This window comes from Caballeronia sp. LZ034LL, from assembly GCF_031451215.1.
Classification (GTDB): Bacteria; Pseudomonadota; Gammaproteobacteria; order Burkholderiales; family Burkholderiaceae; genus Caballeronia.
Genome location: NZ_JARUXR010000004.1, coordinates 755,777 through 781,449 on the forward strand (window position 1 = coordinate 755,777; position 25,673 = coordinate 781,449).

Genomic DNA, 25,673 nt, shown 5'->3' on the forward strand with positions numbered 1-25,673 from the left:
GTCACGCTGACTGGACCGAGGGACTCGCGCGATGAATCAGACCATCAGCCTCGTCATCTCCGGTGTGCTCGCGAGCGTTTTGCTGGCCGGTTGCGCCTATCCTCCGTCATCCTCCGATGCCGGTCCGCCTTCTGCACAGATCACACAGAGCACACAGAGCACGAGCACCTGGAGCGCCGAAATCCGCCGCACTCGCGACGGTATTCCGCACATCCGCGCCGCCGACTGGGGCAGTCTGGGTTTCGGTTTCGGCTATGCACAGGCGGAGGATAACCTCTGCACGCTCGCCGATGCCTTCGTCACCTATCGGGGCGAGCGCTCTGCCTTCTTCGGCGCGGATGCCCGTCCTTCCGCTCCCGCGACCTTCGGTCAGCCGCGCAACATCGACTCGGACTTCTTCTTCAGGCTGATCGGCGAGCAGGCGAATCTCGACCGTTATCGCGCGGCGCAGCCGGCCGACCTGCGCAGTCTGATCGATGGTTTCGCCAGCGGCTACAACCGTTATCTCACGGAAATCGATGCAGGCCGTTCGCCGGGCGCGCATGCGGCATGCCGGGGCAAGCCGTGGCTCACGAAGATCAGCACCGACGATATCTACCGGCGTCTGATCGCGGCCAATCTGGCGGGCGGCTCGGTACGCTTCATCACGCCGATCGCGACGGCCCATCCGCCGACCGCGGCCACCGCGCCGCGCGGCTCACTCGACGCGCCGCAGCAGACCGCGGACACGCTGCGGTTTGCGATCGGCGACACGCCCGGCATCGGCAGCAATGCGCTTGCGTTCGGCGCACCGGTGACGCACGACGGACGCAGCATCCTGTTCGGCAATCCGCACTGGTTCTGGCGCGGTCCGGACCGTTTCTACCAGGCGCAGCTGACCATTCCGGGCAAGGTGAATGTCGCGGGCGTGTCGTTTCTCGGCGTGCCGCTGATCGTGCTCGGCTTCAACGAGAACGTCGCATGGACGCATACGGTGTCGAGCGCGCGGCGCTTCGGCATTTTCCAGCTCGCGCTGGATCCGGCCGATCCGACGCGCTATCTCGTCGACGGCCAGAGCGAGGCCATGACGCCCGTGCCGCTCACGGTGCGCGCGCGGCGCGCCGATGGATCCTACGAGACGGTCGCCCGTACGCTCTACAAGACGCGCTATGGTCCGGTCGTCGATCTGTCGGCGCAGGCGGCGGGTCTCGGCTGGAATGCGCAACGCGCCTACGCGCTCGCCGACGTCAACGCCGACAATCTGCGCGCCTTCCAGAACTTCTTCGCGTGGAACCAGGCGCGTTCGCTGAACGACTTCATCGCGATCCAGAAACGCTACGCCGGGATGCCGTGGGTCAACACGTTTGCCATCGGTCGCGGCGATGCGCGCGTGTGGTTCGGGGACATCGGCCCGATTCCCGATGTCCCCGACGATCTCCTGGACACCTGCACGACGCCCGCCGGCCGTGCGTTCGCGGGGCGCGTGCCGGGCGTGCCGTTCCTCGACGGCGCCAGGAGCGCCTGCGCGTGGCGCGTCGATCCGGCCAGCGCGCAAGCGGGTGCGCTGGCCGTCGGGCAGATGGCGAACACCGTGCGCGGCGACTATGTCGGCAACTTCAACGACAGCTACTGGCTCACCAATGCCAACGCGCCGATGACGGGCTATCCGCGCATCGCCGGGGCCACGCGCGTCGAGCAATCGCTGCGCACGCGCTATGGCCATCTGCTCGCCGCGCGCCTGCAACGCGAGCGCGGCGGGGTGACGCGCGATGCGCTGGAAACGGCCGTGCTCGAGACTCACTCGATGTCCGAACGGCTGTTCCGCAAGCCGCTGCTCGACGCCGTCTGCACCGTCAACGATGCGCTCTCCAACCTGCACGACGCCTGCGAGGTGCTGCGGCAGTGGAACGGGACGGCGGACATCGACGCGCGCGGCGCCAACCTGTGGGACGAGTTCTGGATGCGCATCACGCGCATCGCGCCCGAGCGGCTCTACGCATCGGGTTTCGATCCGGACAAGCCGCTTGCGACGCCGGCCGACTTCAACGTCGACAATCCGGCTGTGCTGCAGGACTTGCGTCAGGCGCTGGGCGGCGCGGCGCTGGCGCTCAGGCTGAACGGCTTCGCGCTGGATTCGCGGCGCGGCGACATTCTCTACACCACGCGCCAGGGCGCGCGCGTGCCGCTCTACGGCGGGTGTGACGAGGCGGGCTACTTCACGGTTGTGTGCGCGCGGCGGCCGCTGGACGCGAAAGGCTATCCGATGGATCCGAACGGGCAGGGCGACAGCTATGTCCAGGTCGTGACGTTCGGCGCAGACGGCGGAGATAGCGTGGAGGCGGACACGATGCTGTCGCACTCCGAATCGGACGATCCGGCTTCGCCTCACTCCGCCGACGCGACCCGCGCATTCGCGGCGAAACGCTGGGCGCGCTTTCCATTCACCGAGCAGGCAATTGACGCCGATCCGGCCGTGACGCGCGAGGTGGTATCGGCTGCGCCGTGACGATGTGGCAAGAACGCAGTTGCCAGTCGATTGAGCGCAGTCAAACTAATTGTATGAGCAATGAGTCGCAATTCGAATCTGGCGTGAATCCCGTCTATCATGAGATTTTTGCTTCAATGGACACACGCTCATGACTACCGGCGGCAGCATTCAACACGACGAGGCGGTGCAACTGGACTCCGCTGCGCTGCGCGATTTTGTGGAACGCAAGTGGAACGACGAAATCGTTCCGGCGCTGACTGATTACATCGCAATTCCCGCAAAAAGCCCGATGTTCGATCACGACTGGGCGCGCCATGGCTTCATCGAGCGCGTCGTCACGGACGCGGTGGACTGGGTGAAGACGCAGCCGGTCAAGGGCCTCAAGGTGGAGATCGTGCGCCTGACCGGGCGCACGCCGGTGATCTTCTTCGAAGCGCCCGCGACTCGTTCGGGCAGCACGGAAACCGTGGTGCTGTACGGCCATCTCGACAAGCAGCCGGAATTCGAAGGCTGGCGCAACGACCTCGGCCCTTGGACACCGAAGCTCGAGAACGACAAGCTCTATGGCCGCGGCGGCGCCGACGACGGCTACGCCACCTACGCCAGCATCACGGCGCTCGCGGCGCTGGACGCACAAGGCGTGGAACGGCCGCGCTGCGTGGGCATCATCGAGACTTGCGAAGAGTCGGGCAGCTATGACCTGCTGCCCTACATCGACGCGTTGCGCGACAGGCTCGGCGAGGTCGGTCTGGTGATCTGCCTGGATTCGGGCGCGGGCAACTACGATCAGCTGTGGCTGACCACGTCGCTGCGTGGTCTGGTCGGCGGCGACCTCGAGGTTCAGGTGCTCGACGAGGGCATTCATTCGGGCGGCTACGGCGGCATTGCACCGTCGACGTTCCGCATCATGCGGCAGCTGCTCGAGCGCCTAGAGGACGCGAGCACCGGCGACCTGCTGCCGAAGAATTTCCATTGCGAGATCCCGTTGCTGCGGCAGCGCGAAGCCGCGGTCACCGCCAATATTCTGGGCGACGACGTCTGGAAGAAACTGCCGTGGAGCTGCGGTCAGGACGGCGGCAGTGTCCTGCCGACCACTACGGACCCGCACGAGGCGTTGCTCAATTCCACCTGGCGTCCCTCGCTGACCGTAACAGGCGCGGCCGGACTGCCGGCGCTCGCCGACGCCGGCAACGTGCTGGCGCCGCGTACGGCGTTCAAGCTGTCGTTGCGCCTGCCGCCGCTCGTCGAGGCCACGACGGCGGTTGCGCAGCTGAAGTCCTTGCTCGAACTCGATCCGCCCTATAACGCCCGGGTGACGTTCAAGCCGGAAGCGGGAGCGGCGACAGGCTGGAATGCGCCCGACCTGGCACCCTGGCTCGCCAGTTCGCTGAGCGAGGCATCGCGGCGGCACTTCGGCGCGGATGTGGCCTTCATGGGGCAGGGCGGCACGATTCCGTTGATGAACACGCTGAAAGAAGGCTTCCCGCGCTCGCAGTTCATGGTGTGCGGCGTGCTCGGACCGAAGTCGAACGCACATGGGCCGAACGAATTCCTTCATGTGCCTTACGCGAAGAAGCTGACGGCGTCGGTGGCGGAGGTGATTGCGCTGGCGCCTTGACGGCAAGTTTTTGCAGGACGCAGGTTTGACGCAGGTTTGACTCAGACCCGGCTTGTCCGGGCTTTTTTTCGACCGTTCGCGGAAAACTGCGAATTCAAACTGGTAAGGCCAGTTGATCGTCGGTAAAGTGATGGGCCCGCACGCGTCCCGACGCTGGACGCGCAAGCCCATCATCATGGAGACAAGTTTCGCAATGAACGCATCTTCCACGCCCAGCACGAACGCCCCGGAACGGCGCATTGCCGCCGACACGCTGCACGCCTATGTCAGCGCCATCTGGACGCACGCGGGCAGTGCGCCGCGCGAGGCCGAACTGATCGCGGACCACCTCGTGATGTCGAACCTGTCGGGGCACGATTCGCATGGCATCGGCATGATTCCGCGCTATGTCGCTTCGCTCGGCGAAGGGCAACTGCAACTCAACACGCATGCCGAAATCGTCCGCGATGCCGGCGCGGTGCTGAGCATCGACGGCCGCAAGGGCTTTGGCCAGGTCGTCGCCTACGAGGCGATGGAACATGGCATCGAGCGCGCGAAGAAACTGGGTGTATGCGCGGTCGGCCTGCGCAACGCGCATCACATCGGCCGGATCGGTCACTGGGCGGAACAGTGCGCGAAGGCCGGTCTCGTGTCCTTCCATTTCGTGAATGTCGCGGGCGATCCGCTGGTGGCGCCGTTCGGCGGCATCGACCGCCGTTTCGGCACGAATCCGTTCTGCGCGGCTTATCCGCGCGACGGCAAACCGCCGCTGGTGCTTGACTTCGCGACGGCCGGCATCGCGTACGGCAAGACGCGCGTCGCGTACAACAAGGGCGTGAAGGTTGCGCCGGGCATGCTGCTCGATCACGAAGGGCATCCGACCATCGAGCCGAAGGTCATGCACGAGGAGCCGTTCGGTACGCTGACGGCCTTCGGTCTGCACAAGGGCTCGGGGCTCGCGGCGTTGTGCGAGATTTTCGGCGGAGCGCTGTCGGGGGGCTATACGACGCATGAAAGCACGCTGGAGAAGACGAGCGCGATCATGAACTGCATGACCTCGGTCATTCTCGACCCGAACGCGTTCGACGCACCCGCCGCGCAGCAGGAAGCGGAAGCGTTTCTTGCCTGGATGAAGGCGTCGCCGCGTGCCGAGGGCGTGGATGAGATCCTGGCTCCGGGCGATGTGGAAGAAGCGCGCCGTGCGGAATATGGCGCGAAGGGCATTGCCGTCGATCCGACCACGTGGCAACAGATTCGTGAATCGGCGGAGAAATCCGGCATGCCTGAGGCGGATATCGAGCGTTATTCGAGCGCGCTGAAATAAATCGACGTCTTCGGCCTGCGCGGCAAATTGGTCAAGCCAGTTTGCCGCGCGGTGCGGTGCTGAAGTTGTCCGTGCTTACGCCGCTTTGGTGACGAGTTCGTTTTCGATCCACTCGATCACGGACGTCCGCGCCGGCTGCCAGCCGAGCGTTGCACGGATGCGCTGACTGCGCACGCGGCTGTTCGAGCCGAGGCCGTACGAGGCCATTTCATAGCCCCATTCCTTGATCGCTTCCTCCAGCGGCCAGTCTTCCGGTCCGCGCAGTCCGAGCGCGCGCGCCATTGCCATGGTCATGTCGCGGAACTGCGCTTCGCCGCTTTCGACGAAATAAAACGTGCCGGCGGGCGACTTCTGGAGCGCGAGCCGGTAGGCTTCCACGACATCGTCGATATGCACGTTCGACCAGATATTTAAACCGTGGCCGACATGACGCACGACGCCGCTCTTCCGCGCTTGTCTTTCCAGGCGCGGCAACTGTACGCTGCACGCGCCGGGCACCACGCCATGACCGTAGATCAGGGTGTTGCACAGCACCGCCGAGCGCACGCCGCGGCTGGCGGCGTCGAGTACGAGACGGTCGATGGCGACGCGCGGCGCCTTGTCGGCGGTCGGTTCGGGCAGATCGTCTTCGGTGTAGATGCGCTCCGATGCCTCGCCGCCCGACGCGTCCCCGACGATGCTCGACCCGCTCGTATGCAGGAACGGCTTGTTCGAGCCTTCGAGCGCGCCGAGCAAAGCTTCGACCGCGCCGCGATGATCGCTGCTGGCGGCGTTGATGACGGCGTCCGCGGTTTGAGCTTCGGCGGCGAGCAGCGCGACGTCGTCCAGGCTGCCGATGACCGGCTCGATGCCGAGTTGCTTCAGGTCGCCGGCCTGTTCGGCGCGACGGATGAGTCCGCGGACGCGATGTCCGTCACGCGCGAGCCCGGCGGCGATTGAACCGCCAATGAACCCGCCCGCACCCGTGATGAAAATGTTCATGTTCTTGCTCCAGTTGGATGATTCAGAATCGATGAAGCGAGTATGAACCGCTTCGACTTTCGCAAAAACAGTGATAGTTTCAAATCAAACTTGACTGCAGATCAAGAATCCCGAAGCGCCTGGAGTGCTCTTTGATCCCCGTAATGGGTTTGCGCGGGCCGGTGCTTTCCTTCTCATCAACGTCTTTCGACACAACAGCCATGCCACCGATCGAACTCATCAACGCCCCTGGCCTGCCCATTCCTGCTGGCCACTACAGCCACGCGACGCGGGCGGGCAATCTCGTTTGCGTGTCGGGCCAGTTGCCCGTGCGTCCGGACGGCACGCATACCGGCGATCGCCCGTTCGAGGAGCAGGCCGAGCAGACGCTTGCCAATCTGCGCACCGTGCTGGAGGCGGCGGGCGCGAGCCTCGGCGATTGCGTCGAGGTGACGGTGTACCTTGCCGGTGTCGAGCACTGGAAGGCGTTCAACGAGATCTACGCGCGCCACTTCGGCGCGTGGAAGCCGGCGCGCGCCGTGGTGCCGGTGAACGCGCTGCACTACGGCTATCTGATCGAGATAGCCGCGCGCGCGTGGATCGAGCGCGACTAGCGCCGCATGGCCGACGCTAGGCCAGGTCGAGCGCGGTGGTCAGGTCGCCGAGCGGCGCCTGGCCGCGTTCGGCCATCGCCCGGTCTCGTCTGATGACGCCATCGAGCGGTTCGAGATCATGCACTCGCGAGATGAAGCGCAGGATCGAGTTGGTGTCGTGCACCGTGTGATCCACGTAGCCCTTTCTCGCAAGCGGCGAAATCACCAGCGCGGGAATGCGCGAGCCCGGCCCCCAGCGGTCGCCTTTCGGCGGAGACACGTGATCCCACCAGCCGCCGTTTTCGTCCACGGTGACGATGATGACGGTGTTCTGCCACTGCGGCCCGCGCTGGATATGCTCGATGACATTCGAAATGTGGCGGTCGCCCGATGCGACGTCCGCATAGCCCGCATGCATGTTGAGATTGCCTTGCGGCTTGTAGAACGTGACGGAGGGCAGGCGGCCGGCGTCGATGTCGGCGAGCAGCCTGTTCGTGGACGGGTCATCGCCAAGGCCGGCGTCGCGCAGATGTTGAGCGCGCGCTGCCGTGCCGGGTGCGTAGTTGGCGAAGTAGTTGAAAGGCTGATGGTGATACTGGAAATCCGGCACGGCGCCGGTGTCGCGATGTTCCAGCGCGTACTGCCATGCACCGCTATACCACGCCCAGTCGACGTTCTTCGCGGACAGCCGGTCGCCGATGTTCGCGTACGTCTGAGGCGGCAGCACGAGCGCGTTGGCCCGGTCCGCCAGACGCGGATCGCCGCCGGGCGGAGGGGGCACATTGCTCGGCTGGAACGGCGGGAACATGGTGTTGACCGCGTAGCCGTCGGCGGTCAGGGCGCCGTCGCGGACGAACTTCGGCGGGCCTTCGAGTGCCGACGCCGGAGAATTCGGCGCGAGTTTCAGGCGCGAGCCGGCGGGATCGTCGCCTTCGACCACGGCCAGCAGCTTGGCCGCCGGACCGGTGCTGGCGTCCGCGTAAAAGGGCGGCTGAGCCGAGATCAGGAAGATGTGATTCAGCCATGACCCGCCGAAGGCCGACATGAAGAAGTTGTCGCACAACGTGTATTGCTGCGCGAGGCCCCAAAGCTTCAGGGTGTCCGGCGAGTTCTGGTAATGACCCATGACGAGGCCGCCCGAGTCGCCCCACGCCGCGAACTGGTTGTTGCGTCCGGCGTTGATCTGCATCTGGTTCTGATAGAACCGGTGCACGAGATCCCGCGTGATGACGGAATTGGGCAGCGGCGCGCCGTTTGCATCGGGAATCTGGAACGGCCCGTTGCGCAAGCCGGTGATCTGCTGCTCGGAAATGGCGTAACGCACGCCGTTCACTTCCTGCGCCTGCGGGACGAGGCCGCCCCAGATCTTCGGCAGCGAGCGCATGGGCGTGACGCCGTCGCGGTCCAGCTGGGTGTAGTGCGACGCAGGCACGGCCGAGAGCGGATATTGAACGCCCGGAAAATTGCCGTAGAGATTGGTGAAGCTGCGGTTTTCCGCGTAGATCACGACGATGTTCCTAACCTGCGCCGCAAGCGTGCGGTCGAGCGCGAGGTCTGCCGCTGTCTTCGGTGTGGACGGTTTCTGCTCGAACAGGTTGCAACCGCTGAGCGTCAGCCCCGCGAAACCCACGCCCGCGACGCCGGCCGCCAGCAGCCTTCGCCGCGCGGGATCCGCGGGAGCGTCGCTGGCCGAGCCTTCGTTTCTCGATGATGCGTGCTCGTCCGAAAGCTCGTTCTGCGGATGGTCGTTCTGATTCATCGCCTGACTCCTCGTGAAGACACGGCACACGCCCGATGACGCACGCCAGACGCCCGTATTACCCGGCGGTCGATGGAGCGGCCATGATGCCGCATTGGCCGCTCGTGTGAAAGCTGGCCGAATGGCCTAGGACGAATACGGAGTCAAACGGCGTCGGGATGCGGCAGGGTCAGAATCGGCTTATATCTTTTGGCCGACTGGAAACCATCATGCGACGTGACTAACATCAACTGAAAACGAGCTTGACTCCCACGAGCACCAGCGTGGCGGCGAGCACGTGTCGCAACAAGGCCTCGGGCGCCTTTGAGGAGAGCATGCTGCCCACGGCAATACCTGGAATGGAGCCCACGAGCAGCGAGGCGAGCAGGGCCCAGTCCACTGAACCGAGCATCCAGTGGCCCGCGCCGGCAATCAGCGTCAGAGGCACGGCATGGGCCACGTCCGAGCCCACAATGCGCACGGTCGCGAGCCGCGGATACAGCAGCAGGAGCACGGTCACGCCAATCGCGCCCGCGCCCACCGAGGTGATCGAAACCAGCACGCCGAGCACGGCGCCGGTGAAGACGGTCCAGGCAACCGTGCGCGCCGGCCGCTCGGGACGGTTGCGGCCCTTCTGGTAGGCGAGGCGCGCGAGTTGCGGGCGGAAAATGAGTGAAACGGCGGTGATCAGCAGTGCGCTGCCGAGAATCACCTGAATGAGACGGGCGGTATCCGGCGAGCCTATGCCGTGCGCGTGCAGGAAATAGAGCGTGATGGCGGCTGCCGGCACGCTGCCTGCCGCGAGCCGGCCGGTGATGCGCCAGTCCACGGAGCCCTTGAGGCCGTGTACCAGCGTGCCGGCGGTCTTGGTTGCGGCTGCGTAGAGCAGGTCGGTGCCCACGGCCGTCGCGGGGTGAATGCCGAACAGAAGGACGAGGAGCGGCGTCATCAGCGAACCGCCGCCCACGCCCGTCAGTCCGACCAGGAAGCCCACCGCGAGGCCCGAGGCGGAATAGAGTAGATCAATATGCGGAAATGACATTGCGCGCGGAGAACCCGTCAGGCCTGGTTGAGTCGAAAAACCGTCGATGATAGCGGGTAAGCGCTTTACCGGGTGCATGCAGGTGCCGTCCGCACGGGCGTTCGGCGCATGTTGCACCACTCCGGGTGCATTCAATCGTAGTTCACGAACACCCTTCAGATCACTTTCAGGAAGGTGCAATGACTAATCAGGAACAGAAGCAGGACCCCGGCCAACAGCAGCAGCAACAGCAACAACAGCAGCAATCGGAGGCGCAATTGAAGCCTGCCGGCACGGACGAGGCATTCATCCCGACCGAGCATTCCAACATGCCCAGCGAGCGTCAGTTCGTGCTCAAGTCGGGCAACACGTTCGCTGTGTACGACGCCAATGGCGACATTCGCGGCGGCGACGACGGTCTGTTCGTCAACGACACGCGGGTGCTGTCCGAACTCGTCCTGACCTTCGGCGGCCGCGCTCCTTCACTGCTTTCAGGCAGCGTGTCGAGCGACAACGCCGTTTTCACCGCGCACCTGACGAACCGCCCGTTGCCGCCCATCGGCGGGGCGCGCACGCCTGAAGGCGTGATTCACGTCGAACGCAAGCGCGTGTTGTCCGGGCACGTGCTGCACGAAAGCATCGTCCTCACGAACTACGGCACGGAGCCGTCGACGGTGCCCTTGTCCATTTCCTTCAAGGCGGATTTCCTCGACATGTTCGAGGTGCGCGGCGCGAAACGCGGCAAGCGCGGCAGCCTGCGCGCGCCAGTGGTGGAAAACGGCGAGGTCGTGCTGCGCTACGTCGGTCTCGATGAAGTGGAGCGCACCGCGCGCATCCAGTTCACGCCGGCGCCGGACGTGCTGTCGCCCTCGCGCGCCGACTACGCGCTGCATATCCAGTCGGAGACGGCCATCTCGGTCTATCTGTCCGTCACCGCTGTCACCCGCGCGTTGAGCGACGCCAGCGAGGAGAGCAAGCGCAATGCGGCCGAAGCCGCGGAGTGCGAGCCCGAATCAGGCCGGCCGGCCATCCGCGAAGCGCTCGTCGAGGCGCACCGGCGCATGCGGGACCGGCGCCGGGCCAGTGCCCGCGTGCGTTCGAGCAATCCGCTCTTCAGCGAATGGATCGACCGTTCCCTGGCGGATCTCGGCTTGCTGACCACGGATCTCGACACCGGTCCGTATCCGTACGCCGGCATTCCGTGGTTTTCCACGGCCTTCGGGCGCGACGCCATCATCACGTCGCTGCAGATGCTCTGGCTGCATCCCACGCTCGCGCGCGGCGTCCTGCGCTTCCTGGCCGCCCATCAGGCCCGCGAGGATTCGGCGTTCCGCGACGCCGAAATCGGCAAGATCATGCACGAGACGCGCAAGAGCGAGATGGCCGCCACCGGTGAAGTTCCGTTCGCGCTCTACTACGGCGGCGTGGACAGCACGCCGCTGTTCATCGTGCTGGCGGGTGCCTACGCCGAGCGTACCGGCGACCGCGCATTGCTCGACGAAATCTGGCCCGCGCTGCAACTCGCGGCCGACTGGGTGGCGCGCCACTGCGACAAGAATCCGTGGGGCCTGCTCGACTATCAGCGCGCCTCCGAACACGGTCTGGCCAATCAAGGCTGGAAGGACAGCCAGGATTCCGTGTTCCACGCAGACGGCAAGTTTCCCATCGGTCCAATCGCGCTGGTCGAGGTGCAGGGTTACGCATCGACGGCCTTTTCCACGATGGCGCGTCTTGCGCGCGAACGAGGCGAAGAAGAGCGCGCCCGCGAGTTCGAGCGGCGCGCGCGTCACATCCGCGAGCGGGTGGAGGAAATGTTCTGGATGCCGGAGATGGAGTTCTATGGCATCGCGCTGGATGGCAAGGGCGACCTGTGCCGCGTGCTGTCATCGAACGCGGGACATTTGCTGGCCTTCGATCTCGTCGACCGGACACGCGGCGAAGCGGTTGCCCGTCAGCTCGAATCCACGCTGTTTCACACCGGCTGGGGCGTGCGCACGCTGGCGGCGGGACAGCCGCGCTTCAATCCGATGTCGTACCACAACGGCTCGGTCTGGCCGCATGACACGGCCCTGTGCGCGCGCGGCCTGGCCCGCTATGGCGACCGCGGCGCGGCGGTCGGCCTGTTGCAGGCGCTGTTCGAGGCGGCGGTCACCTTCGACATGCGCCTGCCCGAGCTGTTCTGCGGCTTCACGCGGCAGCGCGGCGAACGGCCGATCGCGTATCCCGTCGCGTGTCTGCCGCAGGCCTGGGCCGCCGGTACGCCGTTCATGATTCTGGAAGCGTGCCTGGGGGTATCGGTGGATGCGGTGAAGGACGAAGTGCGCATCGACCGTCCGCAATTGCCCGAGGGCATCGACTGGCTGGAAATCGGGGACCTGCGGCTCGGCGACAAGAACGTGACGATCACGTTCCGGCGCGTAGGCGGGCAGGTGATTCCGTCGGTCGAGGGCGATGTCCGGGTAGTGGCGGTGCTGTGAGGTGCTACCGCATGGCGCCGTCAGGCGCCATGCGAGTGCTCAGCCTCAAACCGCTTCAAACCGCTACGCTACCCACGTAGTTCTCGGCAAGCGCGATGGCGGCGGCGCGCGAGGTCGTCACATGCTCCAGTTCCGCCACCTGGAGACGCTGCTCAAACGGCGAAGTGTCTTCGAGCTTGTGCAGCATGCGCGTCATCCACCAGGAGAAGTGCTCGGCGCGCCAGACCCGCTTGAGCGCGGTTTCCGTGTAACGCGCCAGCTTCTCGCCGCTGCCTTCTTTGTAGAAGTCGATGAGCGCGGCGTTCAGCACACGCACGTCCGACACCGCCAGGTTCAGGCCCTTGGCGCCAGTCGGCGGCACGATGTGAGCGGCATCGCCGGCGAGGAACAGCTTGCCGGACTGCATCGGCGTGGACACGAAACTCCGCATGCCGACAATGTTCTTCTGGAAGATCCGGCCTTCGGTGATCTGCCAGCCATCGGCGGTGTCGACGCGTGCGTGCAGTTCGGACCAGATCCGATCGTCGGACCAGGCATCGACGGTATCTTTCGGGTCGCACTGGAAGTACATGCGCTGCACGCCCGGCGATCGCGTGCTGATGAGCGCGAAGCCACGGTCGTGACGCGCGTAGATGAGTTCGTCCGAGGAGGGCGGCGCTTCCACCAGAATGCCGAACCAGCCGAACGGGTAAATGCGCTGATAGTCCTGCCGCACCGTTTCGGGAATCGACTGACGCGAGACGCCTTGCGAGCCGTCACAGCCGACAATGAAATCGCACTCGAGCGTTTCATTGCGGCCCTCGTGCCGGTAGGTGATACGCGGCTTCCGACCGCTGCCTTCGTGGAAGTCGTGCAGCGAGACGTCCGACACATTGAACTTGAGCGCGCCATTCGCGGCCAGCCGCGCCGCGACCAGGTCCTTGATGACTTCGTGCTGCGCGTAGACCGTGATCGAATGGCCAGTCAGCTCGGTCAGCGCGATGCGGCGGCGCTGTCCCTCGAATGCCAGTTCGAAGCCGTGATGCAGCGCGCCTTCGGCCTGCATCCGCGCGCCCAGACCGGCCTGATTGAGGGTGTCCATCGTGCCCTGTTCGAGCACGCCAGCACGGATCGTCGATTCGATCTCGTTCTGGCTGCGCGCCTCGAGCACAACCGATTCGATACCCCGCAGATGCAGCAGGTGAGAAAGAAGAAGCCCGGCCGGGCCCGCGCCGACGATGCCGACTTGAGTACGCATGGTTGTCTCCGAGAGGCAATGTGATGTTGTGCGTACAGTGTCGACAGACTGCTTCTATGCAGCAATGCGATAGCCGGGATAAGACATATCTTATTTTTAGATAAAGGGCGTAAAAGGCGGCAAATCGCCGTGAATCGAGGGTAATTCCCTAGGCCTGACGGGCAGCGGAAGACGCCGCCCGTCGTCCCGCTTCCGGCCGAAGACTATTCCTTCATCTGCTTCAGACGCGCTTCTCCCTGGCGCGTGAGCATCCAGCCCGGATATTCGGCGGGCAACTGGCTGACTTCGTCCAGTGCCGCCAGCTCGTCTTCGTTGAGCTTCACCTGGGTGGCCGCGATGTTGTCGTCGAGTTGCTCGATCCGCTTCGCTCCGATGATCACGCTCGTCACGACTTTCTGATGCAGCAGCCAGGCCAAAGCAATCTGCGCGACCGTCACGCCCTTCGACTCGGCCATGCGCCGCATCACATCGACGCAGTCGTAAGCGCGGTCCACGTTGACCGGGGGGAAATCGAACTTGCTGCGACGGCTGCCTTCTTCCTTGCCGCCGTCGCGCGTGAACTTGCCCGAAAGCAGGCCGCCCGCGAGCGGACTCCACACCATCAGGCCGACATTTTCGCTTTGCAGGAGCGGCACGAGTTCGCGCTCCAGGTCGCGTCCGGCGATCGTGTAATACGCCTGGAGCGATTCGAAGCGCGCCAGTCCGAGCCGCTCCGAAATCCCGAGCGCCTTCATGATCTGCCACGCAGCCCAGTTCGACACGCCGATGTAACGCACATGTCCGTGCTGCACCAGCGTGTCGAGCGCGCGCAGCGTTTCCTCGATCGGCGTGGCGGGATCGAAACCGTGAATCTGATAGAGGTCGACGTGATCCAGTTGCAGGCGTTGCAGGCTCGCCTTGACGCCGTCGATGATGTGATAGCGCGACGCACCGCGCGAATTGGTGCCCTTGGTGCCGGTTTCGCCAAGAATCTTCGTCGCGACGACCACGTTTTCGCGCGGCACCTTGAGATTCTTCAGCGCCTGACCAGTGATGATTTCCGAGCGGCCGTCGGAATAGACGTCGGCGGTGTCGATGAAGTTGATCCCCGCATCGAGCGAGCGGCCCACCAGCGTGTCGGCTTCCGCTTGCTGCAACTGGCCGATGTTGTCCCAGATTCCGCCGGTCCCGCCGCCGAACGTCATCGTGCCGAGGCACAGTTCTGAGACAAAAAGACCGGTATTGCCGAATTTTCTGTAGCGCATGGTTGCTCCCGAATGGCTGAACGGGCGCGGCATCGCCACCGACTAGCGACGAACCGCCCCGGCAGTGCAGTATCGTCCCGCCGCGCCGCGCGGTCATAGCCTGATCCTGCTCGATCCTTGCCTGTTCCTGCAAACGCATCGGGTGTCCCCGAGCAATCTCCCCCTCGCGCGAGTATGCTGAACGCACTCTCCCATCTCGAAAATGGTCCGGAAATCATGGCTTTGAACGACACACCCGAATTCGCCGGTAAAGAGGAGCACGAGCAGCCGCGGGACGCACGCAACGGCGGCCATGGCAGCCACGCCCCCGATCCCGCGCTGGATCAGGCCCGCCTCGATCTCGTCACGCTGCTGGACCGCTTCACCGCCGGCTGCGAAGGGTCGATCGAAACGCCGGTGCCCGGGCTGTTCCTGCATCGCATCATGAATCCCGGCGGGCCGAAGCACGGCATCCAGACGCCCGCGCTCGCGCTGATCGCGCAGGGCAGCAAGCGGCTGATGGTCGGCGACGAGGTTTACGTGTACGACCCGATGCATTACCTGGTGTCGTCGGTGGATCTGCCGGTGTGCGGGCAGGTGTCGGTGGCGAGCGAATCGGAGCCTTATCTCGGCATGCGGCTGGAACTCGACGTCGAGCAAATCACGTCATTGATCCAGGACGAAAAGCTGCCGCCCGCGACCCAGGCCGAAGCCTCCCGCGGCCTCTATGTGAACCGTCTGGGCAACTCGATGCTCGACGCGGTCCTGCGCCTGCTGCGGCTCGTCGACACGCCCGAAGACGTGCCGATCCTCGCGCCGCTGGTGACGCGCGAGATTCTCTATCGGCTGCTGATGAACGGCTCCGGCGCGCGCCTGCGGCAGATCGCGCTGCAGGATAGCCAGACGCAGCGCATCGCCAAGGCCATTCAGCTGCTGCGCCAGTATTTCGATCAGCCGCTGCGCGTGGAAGACATTGCGCGCGACGTGCATATGAGCGTGTCGTCGCTGCATCATCACTTCAAGGCCGTGACCGCGATGAGCCCGCTCCAGTATCAGAAGCAGTTGCGCTTGCAGGAGGCGCGCCGCCTGATGCTGCTCGATATCGCCGATGCCGCGACCGCCGCGCATCGCGTCGGCTACGAGAGCGCTTCGCAGTTCAGCCGGGAGTACAGCCGCCTGTTCGGTGCGCCGCCCCTGCGCGACACGCGCCGCTGGCGCGACGCCACGGCAGCTGCGGCCGGCGTCTGAGCGCGTGAGTGACATCACGAAACACTGGCCGAGCGCGCCCGAATGGTCTTGAATGGATGCCGTCTGGCGATGCGAGGGCGCTGCCGCATCGATTAATTTCATCGTCCGCGGAATAGTGCAGCGCTGACGAACGTTCTACGGATACTTCTACAACAAGGAAAGATGAAATGAAGAAGCGCATCCTGATGTCCGTCGCCGCGTTTGCCGCTCAGGCCGTGTTCACGGCTGGTTTTGCTTCGTCCGCCCATGCAGCGGCGCCCAAGGAAGCCAACGGCATGGCCGTCGATGAAAACGGCATGACCCTCTATACCTTCGACAAGGATTCGAAGGGCAGCCCCAGCGCCTGCACGGGCGGCTGCGCGCAGGCGTGGCCCGCTGCGATGGCCGCCGACTCCGACAAGCCGTCGGGGAAATGGACCATGGAAGCCGCCGACGGGGGCAAGCAGTGGGCCTATGACGGCAAGCGCGTGTACCGTTTCGCGAAGGACACGAAGCCGGGCGACAAGAACGGCGACAACTTCCGCGACGTGTGGCATGTCGTGAAGCCTTGAGTAACGCGGCACGACGCGGCACGACGCGACACAAGGACGGGCTCGCGGAATAAAGCGGCTCGTCCGCCAGTCAATACACTGAAAGGAACACGATCATGAAACGATCGATCGGAGTGACGGCGCTCCTGGTCGCCCTCGCCCTCGGGGCGGGGCTGGCCGGCTGTGCAAGCGGACCGCAGACGGCGCCTTCATCGGGCGCGCCGAGCGGACCGGCCGGCGGAGGGAGCTACTGATGGCCGATCGGGGGCAGCCGGCGCGATCGCGGGCCCGACGAAGGAAATGCAGAACGTGAGCTTCGAAGGCGATCTCCTCGCGCACCTGCCGCAGCTGCGCCGCTATGCACGCGCGCTGACGGGCGACCGCGCCTGGGCCGACGATCTCGTGCAGGACGCGACCGAACGCGCGCTGAATCGCGCGGGATCGTTTCATGCAGGCACGAATCTGCGGGCATGGTTGTTCACCATCATGCGCAACCTGTATATCGATCAGCTGCGTGGCCGGCGCGATATCGCAGTGGACGACGAAACCGCGCCCTGGCGGCAGATGGCCGCGCCGCGCGGAGAAGTCGACGGACTGGTGTTGCGGGACGTGCAGCGCGCGCTCTACTGCCTGCCGGTGGAACAGCGCGAAGTGATGTTGCTCGTGTGCGTCGAGGAAATGAGTTATCAGGAGGCATCCGTGGTGTTGAACGTGCCGACCGGAACCGTGATGTCGCGTCTGTCGAGAGCGCGCGAACACATGCGGGTTCTGCTCGGTGAGGAACCGAACCGCAAGGCTTCGGCGTCGTCGTTGAAAGTGGTGAGCCGCTCATGACAGATCAAGACCGTTCACCCGGAAACGGCGCGCACTCCGGGCAGCCCGTGCCGGATCGCGACCTGCAGGCGCTGTCGGCCTTCGTCGACGGCGAACTGAACGGCGACGAGCGCGAGGCCGCAGCCCAGCGCGTCGCCTGCGATCCACAGAGCGAGGCGACCGTGGCCGCCTACCGCGCACAGGACAACGCATTGCGCGCGCTGTTCGCCGATCAGGGCGAGCCGCAGGTCATCCGCCTGAAGCCGCGCCCGCGCGAGCGCTATCTGCTGGCCGCATGCTTCATGGTGGTCGGCGGGGCGTGCGGCTTCCTGCTGCACATGCTGCTGCCCGCGCTCGGCGAGTCGAGTCCGCCTTTCGCCGAACGCGCCGATATCGCCTACGCGGTGTATGCGCCCGAGCAACGGCACGCGGTGGAAGTGGCGGCGTCGCAGCAGGATCACCTCGTCACGTGGCTGTCCAAGCGCCTGAACCGTTCGGTGACGATTCCTTCGCTGGCGGAATACGGCTTCCAGCTGGTCGGTGGACGGCTGCTGCCGGACGAGGAAGGGCCCGCCGCGCAGTTCATGTACCAAAACGCAGCGGGCGAACGGCTGACGCTTTACATGACCACGGCAACCATCCGGCGCAACGACACGAAGATCCGCGTGCTGCGCGATGGGCAGCGCACCACCTTCTACTGGGCGTGGAATCGGGTGGGGTATGCGTTGTCGGGGCAGATCGGCGAGGCGAAGCTGCAGGCGATCGCCTACGACACCTGCAAGGAACTCGGCGGCGATCCGAAGCGCTGGTGACGCGCACCGTCCGCCCATGCAAAAAGGCCGCAGCGAGATGAAATCGCTGCGGCCTTTTTGCATGCACTCGGGCGCATGCCCGATGCATCAATAGCGATGCGGGGGCGGCGGCGCTACGTGATGATGATGGCTTTCCCATTCACGCCGTTGCCAATAGCGGTGCCCGTCCCAGTACCGTTCGCCATGCCAGCCCACGCTGACGTGATGCGGCGCGTAGTGATGCGTGTCCGCCGAGGCGGCGTTTGCGAGGCCCAAGCCCAAGGCCGCGGCAAGGGTGGCGATCAACACACTCTTCTTCGTCTTGTTCATGATGTTTGCTCCTGTTTCGTGTCTGGGCGCTGCGAGTTCGCGCGATCAGCTACAACACAAACTGCGACATGCTGAATCCAGGTTGACTGGGTGCGGCACGGGTAAGGTCAGCGATAGTAGTCGCCGTGATGGTGGTGATAACCGCCGCCATCCGGAACGACGATGCAGCCGGATAGCGCACCGCTCAACAACACGCCCAACGCTGCAAGGATCGCTAGTCTTTTCATTGGTTTCTCCCTGTGAATCCATGGAGACCAATGTAGCGGTTAGCAAAATGACAAGCCGTGTTCCTTTGTAAGCAAACGTGTAACCTGAAATATTCGCGACGGCCGCCTGTAAAGGCAGGCCGGTGCCTATCAGTGGATTGCACGGGTGCTTGAGCAGGGCTATCCTGAACTCCGACACAACGCGTCGGAGTGGACATGGCTCATATCAGCACTGGAGTGGAGTATGCGTTGCACTGCATGCTGTATCTCGCGGAGCCGCCACACGGCGTGCGCGAGGCCGGCGTGCGCGATCTCGCTGAATTGCAGGGCGTGCCGGCGGACTATGTCGCCAAGCTGTTCACGAAGCTGCACAAGGCGGGACTCGTGGTGGCGACGGAAGGCGCGCGCGGCGGCTTTGCGCTTGCGCGGCCATCGAACGAGATCAGCGTGCTGGATGTCGTCGATGCCATCGATGGCGACAAGCCGCTGTTCGAATGCCGGGAAATTCGCGCGCGCTGTGCAGTGTTCGGCGAGGACGCGCCGCCCTGGTCGACCAGCGGCGTATGTGCCGTGCACGCGGTGATGAAGAATGCCGAGAAGCGCATGCGCGAGGCGCTGGCGGCGGACCGTCTGGCGGACCTGGCGGGCCGCGTTCACGCGAAGGCGCCGCGCGCTTATGGCCGGCAGGTCGTCAAGTGGCTGGACGGCCGCACCCTGCAGCGGCGTCCCCATCAGAAGTAGCTTGAAGCAGGAAGATCAGCGGACGATCTTCGGCTTCATGTTGGGCGTGAGCGAAACGCCCACGACTTGTCCGTCACGCACGCCGCAGCGGCTGTCCATGCGCGTCCATTGTTCCTTGCCGCGCGACTTGGCGAACGCGCGCATCACGATGACCTTGTCCACCGGAATCGGATTGCCGAGGCTCAGGATCGGCGTTTCGCTGTCGATCTTCGCGGCCAGCACACGGCGGTCGGGCACGATCAGCGTGTCGTACTTCGGCGCGTGTTCCACCCAGCGGTCGAATGCCGCGACGCATTGCACGACGGAGTCAGGCACGCGCAGCTTGGTCAGATACGAGTAGTCCTCGGGCCGGTCCGGCGTTTCCTGGGCCTGGACGACCTGAAACATCGAAGCCGACAGCGCGAGCGCCAGCAAGGCGGGAGCAAGAGTGTTCTTCATGCGGTGGGCGATCCAAAGAAGCGGGGACGTTCGACAGGCGCGGATCGCCGGGACACGGATCGCGTGAATGGCGCTGTGGCTACGATGCGCGCGCCTGCGCAGGGATGGCGCGGAGTATACCGTGTGAGGTTTCGTGTCGTCGAGCGAAACGCGCCTCCCGAAGGCATATCGAAAGGCTTTGTGACGCGTTGTATCCTTGGGCCGATCCGCATCACGCCGGGGAGGACACGCAATGAAGATCGCGCGCTGGTCGCAGGAAGATGGCACGGGACTGGAGCATCTCGTGTTGGAGGAGTCCGGGAAGGGCGTCTTGATCGAGAGCGCCGTGGTCGGCGAAAGCGATGCGCAGTCGTTCGGTCTCGTGTACCGCATCGAATGCGACGCGCACTGGCAGGTCACGCGCCTTGCGTTAAAGCTCGCGGGCGGCGCGGCGCTGGACTTGCATCGCGACGATCACGCCGCATGGCGCGATGCGAACGGCACGCCGCTCGATGTGCTGCGCGGCTGCATCGACGTCGATCTCACCGCGACCCCTTTCACCAACACGCTGCCGATCCGCCGGCTCGCGCTCGTACGCGGCGAGCGGCGCGTGATCCGGGTGGCCTATGTGCGCGTGCCCGAGCTGGCCATGAGCGCGGCGGAGCAGGCGTACACGTGCATCGAACCGGGGCGGCGCTATCGCTACGAAGGGCTCGATACGGGCTTCACGGCAGAGATCACCGTCGATGCGGACGGCATCGTGCTCGACTATCCCGATTTGTTCAAACGGATCGTGTAGAACGTACTACGGCGCGAGCGGCGATAATGCCCGTTCAGGCAAGCGCCGACCCACATTTCATTCCCCGACCATGAACGATATGACTTCCCCACGTCTCACGAGCTTGTCCCACGGCGGCGGCTGCGGCTGCAAGATCGCCCCCGGCGTGCTGGCGGACCTGCTGAAGCGCGCGACGCCGCTGCCCGTGTTCCCGGACCTGCTGGTCGGCAACGACACCGCCGACGACGCCGCCGTCTACCGGCTCAACGACGAACAGGCGATCGTCGCCACGACCGACTTCTTCATGCCGATCGTCGACGACCCGTTCGACTTCGGCCGCATCGCCGCGACCAACGCGCTGTCCGATGTCTACGCGATGGGCGGCAAGCCGATCCTCGCGCTCGCCTTGGTGGGCATGCCGATCAACGTGCTGCCGCACGAGGTCATCGCGCAAGTGCTGAAGGGCGGCGAAGCGGTGTGCGCCGAGGCGGGGATTCCCGTCGCGGGCGGCCATTCCATCGATTCAGTCGAGCCGATCTACGGTCTCGCGGCGATCGGCGTCGTGCATCCGTCGCGCGTGAAGCGCAACGCCGCCGCGCGTCCCGGCGACGTGCTGGTGCTCGGCAAGCCGCTCGGCGTCGGCGTGCTGTCGGCGGCGCTGAAGAAGGACCGGCTCGACGCCGCCGGCTATGCCGCGATGATCGCCGCGACGACCAAGCTGAATCGCCCGGGCGCGGAACTCGCGCAACTCGACGGCGTGCACGCGCTCACCGACGTCACCGGCTTCGGCCTGCTCGGCCATACGCTCGAACTGGCGCGCGGCGCGCAGCTGACGGCACGCATCCGCTACGCAGACCTGCCGTGGCTGCCTCAGGTTCAGGATTTCGTGCGTGAAGGCATCTACACCGGCGCGTCCGGGCGCAACTGGAACGCCTATGGCGCCGACATCGCGCTGCAGGTCCAGGGCGACGAGGCGCGCGCCTTGCTGACCGATCCGCAGACCTCGGGCGGGCTGCTGGTTTCGTGTGCGCCGGACGCCGTGAACGACGTGCTCGCCATCTTCCGCGCCGATGGTTTCGACGCAGCCGCCGTCATCGGCGAGATGGTCGATGGCGCGGGGCGCGTCGAGGTTTCCTGACCACCACCTAACCACACAACCGCATGAAGGAAGAATCACCCAAAGCCATTTTCTACGCGCTGGCCGCGAACTTCGGCATCGCCGTGTGCAAGTTCGGGGCGGCGGCGTTCACCGGCTCGGGCTCGATGTTCGCCGAAGCCATCCATTCCACCGCCGACTGCGGCAACCAGTTGCTGCTGCTGTTCGGGCTGAAGCGCGCGCAGGCTCCCGCCAATGCGCTGCATCCGCTGGGCTCGGGCCGCGAGATCTACTTCTATGCGCTGATCGTCGCGTTGCTGCTGTTCTTCGTCGGCGGCGCCTTCTCGGTCTATGAAGGCGCGCACCGGCTCATGCATCGCGAGCCGCTGTCGAACCCGGTCGTGGCGCTGGTCATCCTCGGCATTTCCGTCGTGCTGGAAGGGTTCTCGCTGGCGGGCGCGATCCGCGAGATCCGCAAGAGCACGCCCAACAAGTCCCTGTGGCGCTGGTTCCGCGAAACACGCGAATCGGAATTGCTGGTGGTCGCGGGCGAGGATGTCGCTGCGTTGCTGGGGCTCGCGATCGCGTTCGCTGCCGTGCTGATGACGATGCTCACCGGCAATCCCGCGTTCGACGCGGCGGGTTCCATCGGCGTGGGCGTGCTGCTCATGATCATCGCGTACCTGGTGGCGCGCGAAGTGAAGTCGATGATCGTCGGCGAGTCCGCGAGCCCTGAAGTGCGCAAGGCCGTCGACGCGCATTTGCGGGCGCGTCCCGAGATCACGCGCATCATCAGCCTTATCACGCTGCAATGGGGCAAGCACGTGGTCGTGGCGGTGCAGGCGGAAATGATCGACTACCCGAGCGGCCGCGCGATGATCGACGCGATCAACGTGATCGAGGACGACTTGCAGCGCGCGTTTCCGCAAGTGCGGTGGGTGTTCTTCGAGCCGGACGTCGCACGCAACCGCGACGAGCCCGCCGCTGCGGGGTGAGGCGTGAGACGTGAGAGGTGAGGTGCGCGCGTTAGCGTAGACTTCTTGCGGAGGCGCCCGGATGCGGCCGCGGTGTCACGGGCGTCGCGGGCACCTGTGTCTGTCCGCGTGACGGAACCTGGGTGACGCCCATCTCGGGCAAGGGCGCGGCGTCGTATCGCGAGGGTGCGGCCGTCGCCGATGCCGCCATGCCCTGGCTGCCGCTCGCCGTCTGCGCGGCGGCGGGCGCGCCAAGTGCTACCCCGATCAGGGCGATCAGCAGCGTATGGCGTGTCGTGGTGCTGCGCCACGTTCGTTCCGTTCTCTTTTGCATCGATGCAAGCGTCCGTTGTCATTCCTTGCTGCATCGCAAGCAGAGTTTGTTCCGCAGCAGTCAAGCGCCCAGGAAACCTGTCTGCCGCGCAGCGTTGTTCGCATCACCTCAGGTCGTGCGCGTTGCCCGCATCGAGTCCCCGAAATTTCGTAATCTTCATCCGACCCATGCGCAAAGTTCTTCTTGCCGTCTTGTTCGTCACCGTGTCGAGTCTGCTCTCGACGTTCCCGCGATCCACCTTTGCCGCAGCCAGCGGCGCGACGCATGCGTCGCAGCCGGCGGTCGCGCTGACCCCGCAGCAGGCGCGCGACGCGCTCTCGGTGCTCAACGATCCCGCGCGCCGTTCGCAGGTCGAGGACACGCTGCGCGCGGTCGCTGCCGCGGGCGCGCTGGCTACGCCCCAGCCCGCGAGCGCGCCGCAGGACGCGTCGGCGGCGGCGCCTGCATCCGGCGCATCCGGCGTGCTGGCGCATTCGCTGACCGCGAATGGCCTGGCCTCGCAGTTGTCGCGTCAGGCCGGTCACTGGCTCGTGCAGATCGGCTCGGGCACGCGTCACTCGATCTCCACGCTGCTCGACTTCGGTTCAGTCGCCGCATGGTGGCGCGGCAGCACCGCGACCGATCAGGGGCGCACGCTGTTGGGCCGCGTCGCGTGGACGGTGCTGGCGTCGCTGCTGCCCGCGGTGCTGCTCGAACTGCTGTGCTCGCGCCTCCTGAGGAAGCCGCGCGCGCGGCTCGCGGCGCGCGGCGTGGCGGATGCCGAGGTGCAGGAACCCGAACTCGTGCAGGAGCAGCGGGCGGCCGAGCATGCGGAAGACGCCGCGGCGCGCACCGGCGACGAAACCGCGATGCATCTCGCCGAACGCAAGGCCGACAGCGCCCGCGGCCAGCGTCACGCCGCGCGGCACTGGACCTTGCTGCAACGGCTGCCGAGCGCGCTGCTGAATGGCCTGCTGATGCTGGCGCCGCTGGTCGTGTTCATCGGCGCGGTGACTTTGCTGATGTCGCTCTTCATCGATGACAACACGCCCCAGGCGCGCGTCGCGGGCGCGCTCATCGATGTCTATCTCGTGTGCCGGGCCATCGTGATCGTCAGCGCGTTCTTTCTTGCGCCGCGCGCCAGCGGCCTGCGCCTGCTGCAGATGCGCGATATCTATGCGGTGTACACGCACCGCTGCGTGAGGCGGATCGCGACCGTGGCGGGCGTGGGCATCGCGCTCGCCAATGCGGGCGAGGAAATCGGCCTGTCCGGCGACGCGCGCATTGCCGTCCTCAAGATCACGCTGCTGATCGTGCATCTGATGATTGCGTATGTCATTTTCGAGTCGCGCAACTCGGTCGCGCAAGGCATCCGCGAGCGCGCACGCGCGAACCGCTCGGTGCGGCTGTTCGGCAACTGGGTCGCCGACGTCTGGGCCGGCGTCGCGATCTTCTTCGTGATCGCGCTGTGGTTCGTGTGGGCGCTCGACGTAAAGAACGGCTATCGCACGCTGTTCCATCTCGGCGGCTTGTCGCTGCTGGTGCTGATCGGGGCGCGCGTGCTGGCGATCGTCGTGTTCGGTGCGCTCGGCCGTGTCTTCCGTGAGAACGACGAAGACGATACTGCGCAGCAATCCATCGTGCGCCGTCGCGCGTATCGCTATTACCCCGGCTTGCGGCGCTTCGTGCAGGTGCTCATCGGGGTCGTCACGCTGATCGCGCTGCTCGAAGTGTGGGGCATCGACATCATCCATTTCTTCACGGCGGGCGGCATCGGCAACCGGCTGGCCTCGGCGATCGTGACCATCGCGGTCGCGGCGCTGTTCGCGTTGCTGGTGTGGGAAGGGGCGAATGCGATCGTCGAGCAGCGCCTCGAACAGTGGACCGCGAGCGGCGAACGCCTGCGCGCTGCACGTCTGCGCACGCTGCTGCCGATGATGCGCAGCGGCCTGTTCATCGTCATCGCGATGGTCGTCGTGCTGACGGGGCTGTCGGAGATCGGCGTGAACACGGCGCCGCTGCTGGCGAGCGCGAGCATCTTTGGCGTGGCGCTGGGCTTCGGTTCGCAGAAGCTGGTGCAGGACCTGATCACCGGCATCTTCCTGCTGATGGAAAACGCGATGCAGGTCGGCGACTGGGTCACGCTCGCGGGGGTCTCAGGCACGGTTGAGTATCTGTCGATTCGCACGGTGCGCCTGCGCGGCGGCGACGGCTCGCTCTATACCGTGCCGTTCAGTTCGGTATCGACGGTGAACAACACGAACCGGGGCATCGGCAACGCGGCGGTGCGCGTGTCGATTGCACTTGGCCAGGACGTCGATCTGGCGATCTCCACGTTGAAGGAGATCGGCACGGCGTTGCGCGACGATGCGGCGTTCCGCGACGGCATCCTGTCCGACTTCAGTTTCTGGGGCGTCGATGCCGTCGACGGTTCGACGGTCACGCTGGCAGGCCAGATCCAGTGTCGCGACAGCTCGCGCTGGCCGGTGCAGCGCGAATTCAACCGGCGCATTCTCAACGAATTCACGGCGCGCGGCATCGAGATCGCGAATCCGCAGCGCAATTTCGTCATCGTCAACGGCGGGAATGCGGAGAGCGCTCAGGATTCAGCTCAGGATCCTGCCGATGGCGGCACTCAGGACGCCGATAAGGCGGGCGCGGAGCAGCGCGGCGAGCCGTCGCGTGCGGCCCAGCATCCGACCAGCGAGGCGGCCGGTTCCGCAGGCGTGGCCTCCAGCGCGCCGCCGCCGCGTGCGACGCAAGGCGGCTCGTAACGGGACGCCGCTCGACACGATTTGC

23 protein-coding genes are annotated in these 25,673 nt (G+C 65.4%); 15 read left to right on the forward strand and 8 right to left on the reverse strand.

Annotated features, from left to right (window positions below; all coding sequences use genetic code 11):
* Positions 1–31 precede the first annotated feature (31 nt).
* The 3 genes from QCE83_RS30840 to QCE83_RS30850 all read left to right on the forward strand — a co-directional run bounded on the left by QCE83_RS30840 (position 32) and on the right by QCE83_RS30850 (position 5,388).
* Complete coding sequence (locus tag QCE83_RS30840; RefSeq protein ID WP_309820050.1) at positions 32–2,485, forward strand: penicillin acylase family protein; 2,454 nt, start codon at positions 32–34, stop codon at positions 2,483–2,485.
* A gap of 130 nt (positions 2,486–2,615) precedes the next feature.
* The gene (locus QCE83_RS30845) at positions 2,616–4,085 is read left to right on the forward strand and encodes a M20 family metallopeptidase (RefSeq protein WP_309820052.1); all 1,470 of its coding nucleotides are present in this window, start codon (positions 2,616–2,618) and stop codon (positions 4,083–4,085) included.
* Positions 4,086–4,278: 193 nt separating this feature from the next.
* Positions 4,279–5,388, forward strand: a complete 1,110-nt coding sequence (locus QCE83_RS30850) for a malate/lactate/ureidoglycolate dehydrogenase (RefSeq protein WP_309820054.1) — start codon at positions 4,279–4,281, stop codon at positions 5,386–5,388.
* Between the two features lie 75 nt (positions 5,389–5,463).
* Here the strand turns inward: QCE83_RS30850 and QCE83_RS30855 are convergent, their stop codons facing one another.
* The gene (locus QCE83_RS30855) at positions 5,464–6,369 is read right to left on the reverse strand and encodes an NAD-dependent epimerase/dehydratase family protein (protein WP_309820056.1); all 906 of its coding nucleotides are present in this window, start codon (positions 6,367–6,369) and stop codon (positions 5,464–5,466) included.
* A 200-nt stretch (positions 6,370–6,569) separates the two neighbouring features.
* Here QCE83_RS30855 and QCE83_RS30860 point away from each other — a divergent pair, with 200 nt between their 5' ends.
* Positions 6,570–6,962 carry a RidA family protein gene (locus tag QCE83_RS30860; RefSeq protein WP_309820059.1) on the forward strand — a complete coding sequence of 131 codons (393 nt, stop codon included), beginning with the start codon at positions 6,570–6,572 and terminating at the stop codon, positions 6,960–6,962.
* A gap of 16 nt (positions 6,963–6,978) precedes the next feature.
* Here QCE83_RS30860 and QCE83_RS30865 read toward each other — a convergent pair whose 3' ends face one another.
* Positions 6,979–8,700 (reverse strand): acid phosphatase, encoded by a 1,722-nt coding sequence (locus QCE83_RS30865; protein WP_309820061.1) that lies wholly within the window; start codon positions 8,698–8,700, stop codon positions 6,979–6,981.
* A gap of 226 nt (positions 8,701–8,926) precedes the next feature.
* Positions 8,927–9,721, reverse strand: coding sequence for a sulfite exporter TauE/SafE family protein (locus QCE83_RS30870; protein ID WP_309820063.1), 795 nt, complete (start codon positions 9,719–9,721; stop codon positions 8,927–8,929).
* Between the two features lie 179 nt (positions 9,722–9,900).
* Here QCE83_RS30870 and QCE83_RS30875 point away from each other — a divergent pair, with 179 nt between their 5' ends.
* Positions 9,901–12,177, forward strand: coding sequence for a glycogen debranching N-terminal domain-containing protein (locus QCE83_RS30875; protein WP_309820065.1), 2,277 nt, complete (start codon positions 9,901–9,903; stop codon positions 12,175–12,177).
* A gap of 55 nt (positions 12,178–12,232) precedes the next feature.
* Here QCE83_RS30875 and QCE83_RS30880 read toward each other — a convergent pair whose 3' ends face one another.
* Positions 12,233–13,414: a 4-hydroxybenzoate 3-monooxygenase gene (locus QCE83_RS30880; RefSeq protein ID WP_309820069.1), complete on the reverse strand. Its 1,182-nt coding sequence runs from the start codon at positions 13,412–13,414 to the stop codon at positions 12,233–12,235.
* Between the two features lie 203 nt (positions 13,415–13,617).
* Positions 13,618–14,658, reverse strand: a complete 1,041-nt coding sequence (locus tag QCE83_RS30885; RefSeq protein WP_309820071.1) for an aldo/keto reductase — start codon at positions 14,656–14,658, stop codon at positions 13,618–13,620.
* Positions 14,659–14,874: 216 nt separating this feature from the next.
* On the opposite strand from QCE83_RS30885, the gene QCE83_RS30890 reads away from it, so the two are divergent.
* From QCE83_RS30890 to QCE83_RS30910, 5 genes are all read left to right on the forward strand, one after another.
* The gene (locus QCE83_RS30890) at positions 14,875–15,885 is read left to right on the forward strand and encodes an AraC family transcriptional regulator (protein WP_309820073.1); all 1,011 of its coding nucleotides are present in this window, start codon (positions 14,875–14,877) and stop codon (positions 15,883–15,885) included.
* A gap of 167 nt (positions 15,886–16,052) precedes the next feature.
* Complete coding sequence (locus tag QCE83_RS30895) at positions 16,053–16,436, forward strand: hypothetical protein (RefSeq protein ID WP_309820075.1); 384 nt, start codon at positions 16,053–16,055, stop codon at positions 16,434–16,436.
* Positions 16,437–16,531: 95 nt separating this feature from the next.
* Positions 16,532–16,669 carry a hypothetical protein gene (locus QCE83_RS30900; protein ID WP_309820078.1) on the forward strand — a complete coding sequence of 46 codons (138 nt, stop codon included), beginning with the start codon at positions 16,532–16,534 and terminating at the stop codon, positions 16,667–16,669.
* 55 nt (positions 16,670–16,724) lie between these two features.
* Entirely contained in the window at positions 16,725–17,249 is a 525-nt protein-coding gene (locus QCE83_RS30905; RefSeq protein ID WP_309820080.1) for an RNA polymerase sigma factor, read from the forward strand.
* Entirely contained in the window at positions 17,246–18,040 is a 795-nt protein-coding gene (locus QCE83_RS30910) for an anti-sigma factor (RefSeq protein WP_309820082.1), read from the forward strand. Before QCE83_RS30905 ends, QCE83_RS30910 begins: the two co-directional genes overlap by 4 nt.
* A gap of 87 nt (positions 18,041–18,127) precedes the next feature.
* Here QCE83_RS30910 and QCE83_RS30915 read toward each other — a convergent pair whose 3' ends face one another.
* Positions 18,128–18,349 carry a hypothetical protein gene (locus QCE83_RS30915; protein ID WP_309820084.1) on the reverse strand — a complete coding sequence of 74 codons (222 nt, stop codon included), beginning with the start codon at positions 18,347–18,349 and terminating at the stop codon, positions 18,128–18,130.
* A 422-nt stretch (positions 18,350–18,771) separates the two neighbouring features.
* On the opposite strand from QCE83_RS30915, the gene QCE83_RS30920 reads away from it, so the two are divergent.
* Entirely contained in the window at positions 18,772–19,296 is a 525-nt protein-coding gene (locus QCE83_RS30920; RefSeq protein WP_309820086.1) for an Rrf2 family transcriptional regulator, read from the forward strand.
* A gap of 15 nt (positions 19,297–19,311) precedes the next feature.
* On the opposite strand, the gene QCE83_RS30925 is transcribed toward QCE83_RS30920, so the two are convergent.
* Entirely contained in the window at positions 19,312–19,734 is a 423-nt protein-coding gene (locus QCE83_RS30925; RefSeq protein ID WP_309820088.1) for a BspC domain-containing protein, read from the reverse strand.
* A 232-nt stretch (positions 19,735–19,966) separates the two neighbouring features.
* Between QCE83_RS30925 and QCE83_RS30930 the strand changes: the two genes are divergently transcribed.
* The 3 genes from QCE83_RS30930 to QCE83_RS30940 all read left to right on the forward strand — a co-directional run bounded on the left by QCE83_RS30930 (position 19,967) and on the right by QCE83_RS30940 (position 22,582).
* A complete protein-coding gene (locus QCE83_RS30930; RefSeq protein ID WP_309820091.1) occupies positions 19,967–20,512 on the forward strand; it encodes a putative glycolipid-binding domain-containing protein in 546 nt (181 codons plus the stop codon).
* Positions 20,513–20,582: 70 nt separating this feature from the next.
* Positions 20,583–21,629: a selenide, water dikinase SelD gene (gene selD, locus QCE83_RS30935; protein WP_309820093.1), complete on the forward strand. Its 1,047-nt coding sequence runs from the start codon at positions 20,583–20,585 to the stop codon at positions 21,627–21,629.
* Positions 21,630–21,652: 23 nt separating this feature from the next.
* Positions 21,653–22,582, forward strand: a complete 930-nt coding sequence (locus QCE83_RS30940) for a cation diffusion facilitator family transporter (protein WP_309820095.1) — start codon at positions 21,653–21,655, stop codon at positions 22,580–22,582.
* Between the two features lie 31 nt (positions 22,583–22,613).
* Here the strand turns inward: QCE83_RS30940 and QCE83_RS30945 are convergent, their stop codons facing one another.
* A complete protein-coding gene (locus QCE83_RS30945; protein ID WP_309820098.1) occupies positions 22,614–22,895 on the reverse strand; it encodes a hypothetical protein in 282 nt (93 codons plus the stop codon).
* A gap of 167 nt (positions 22,896–23,062) precedes the next feature.
* Between QCE83_RS30945 and QCE83_RS30950 the strand changes: the two genes are divergently transcribed.
* Positions 23,063–25,648, forward strand: coding sequence for a mechanosensitive ion channel domain-containing protein (locus QCE83_RS30950; protein ID WP_309820100.1), 2,586 nt, complete (start codon positions 23,063–23,065; stop codon positions 25,646–25,648).
* The last annotated feature ends 25 nt before the right edge of the window (positions 25,649–25,673 follow it).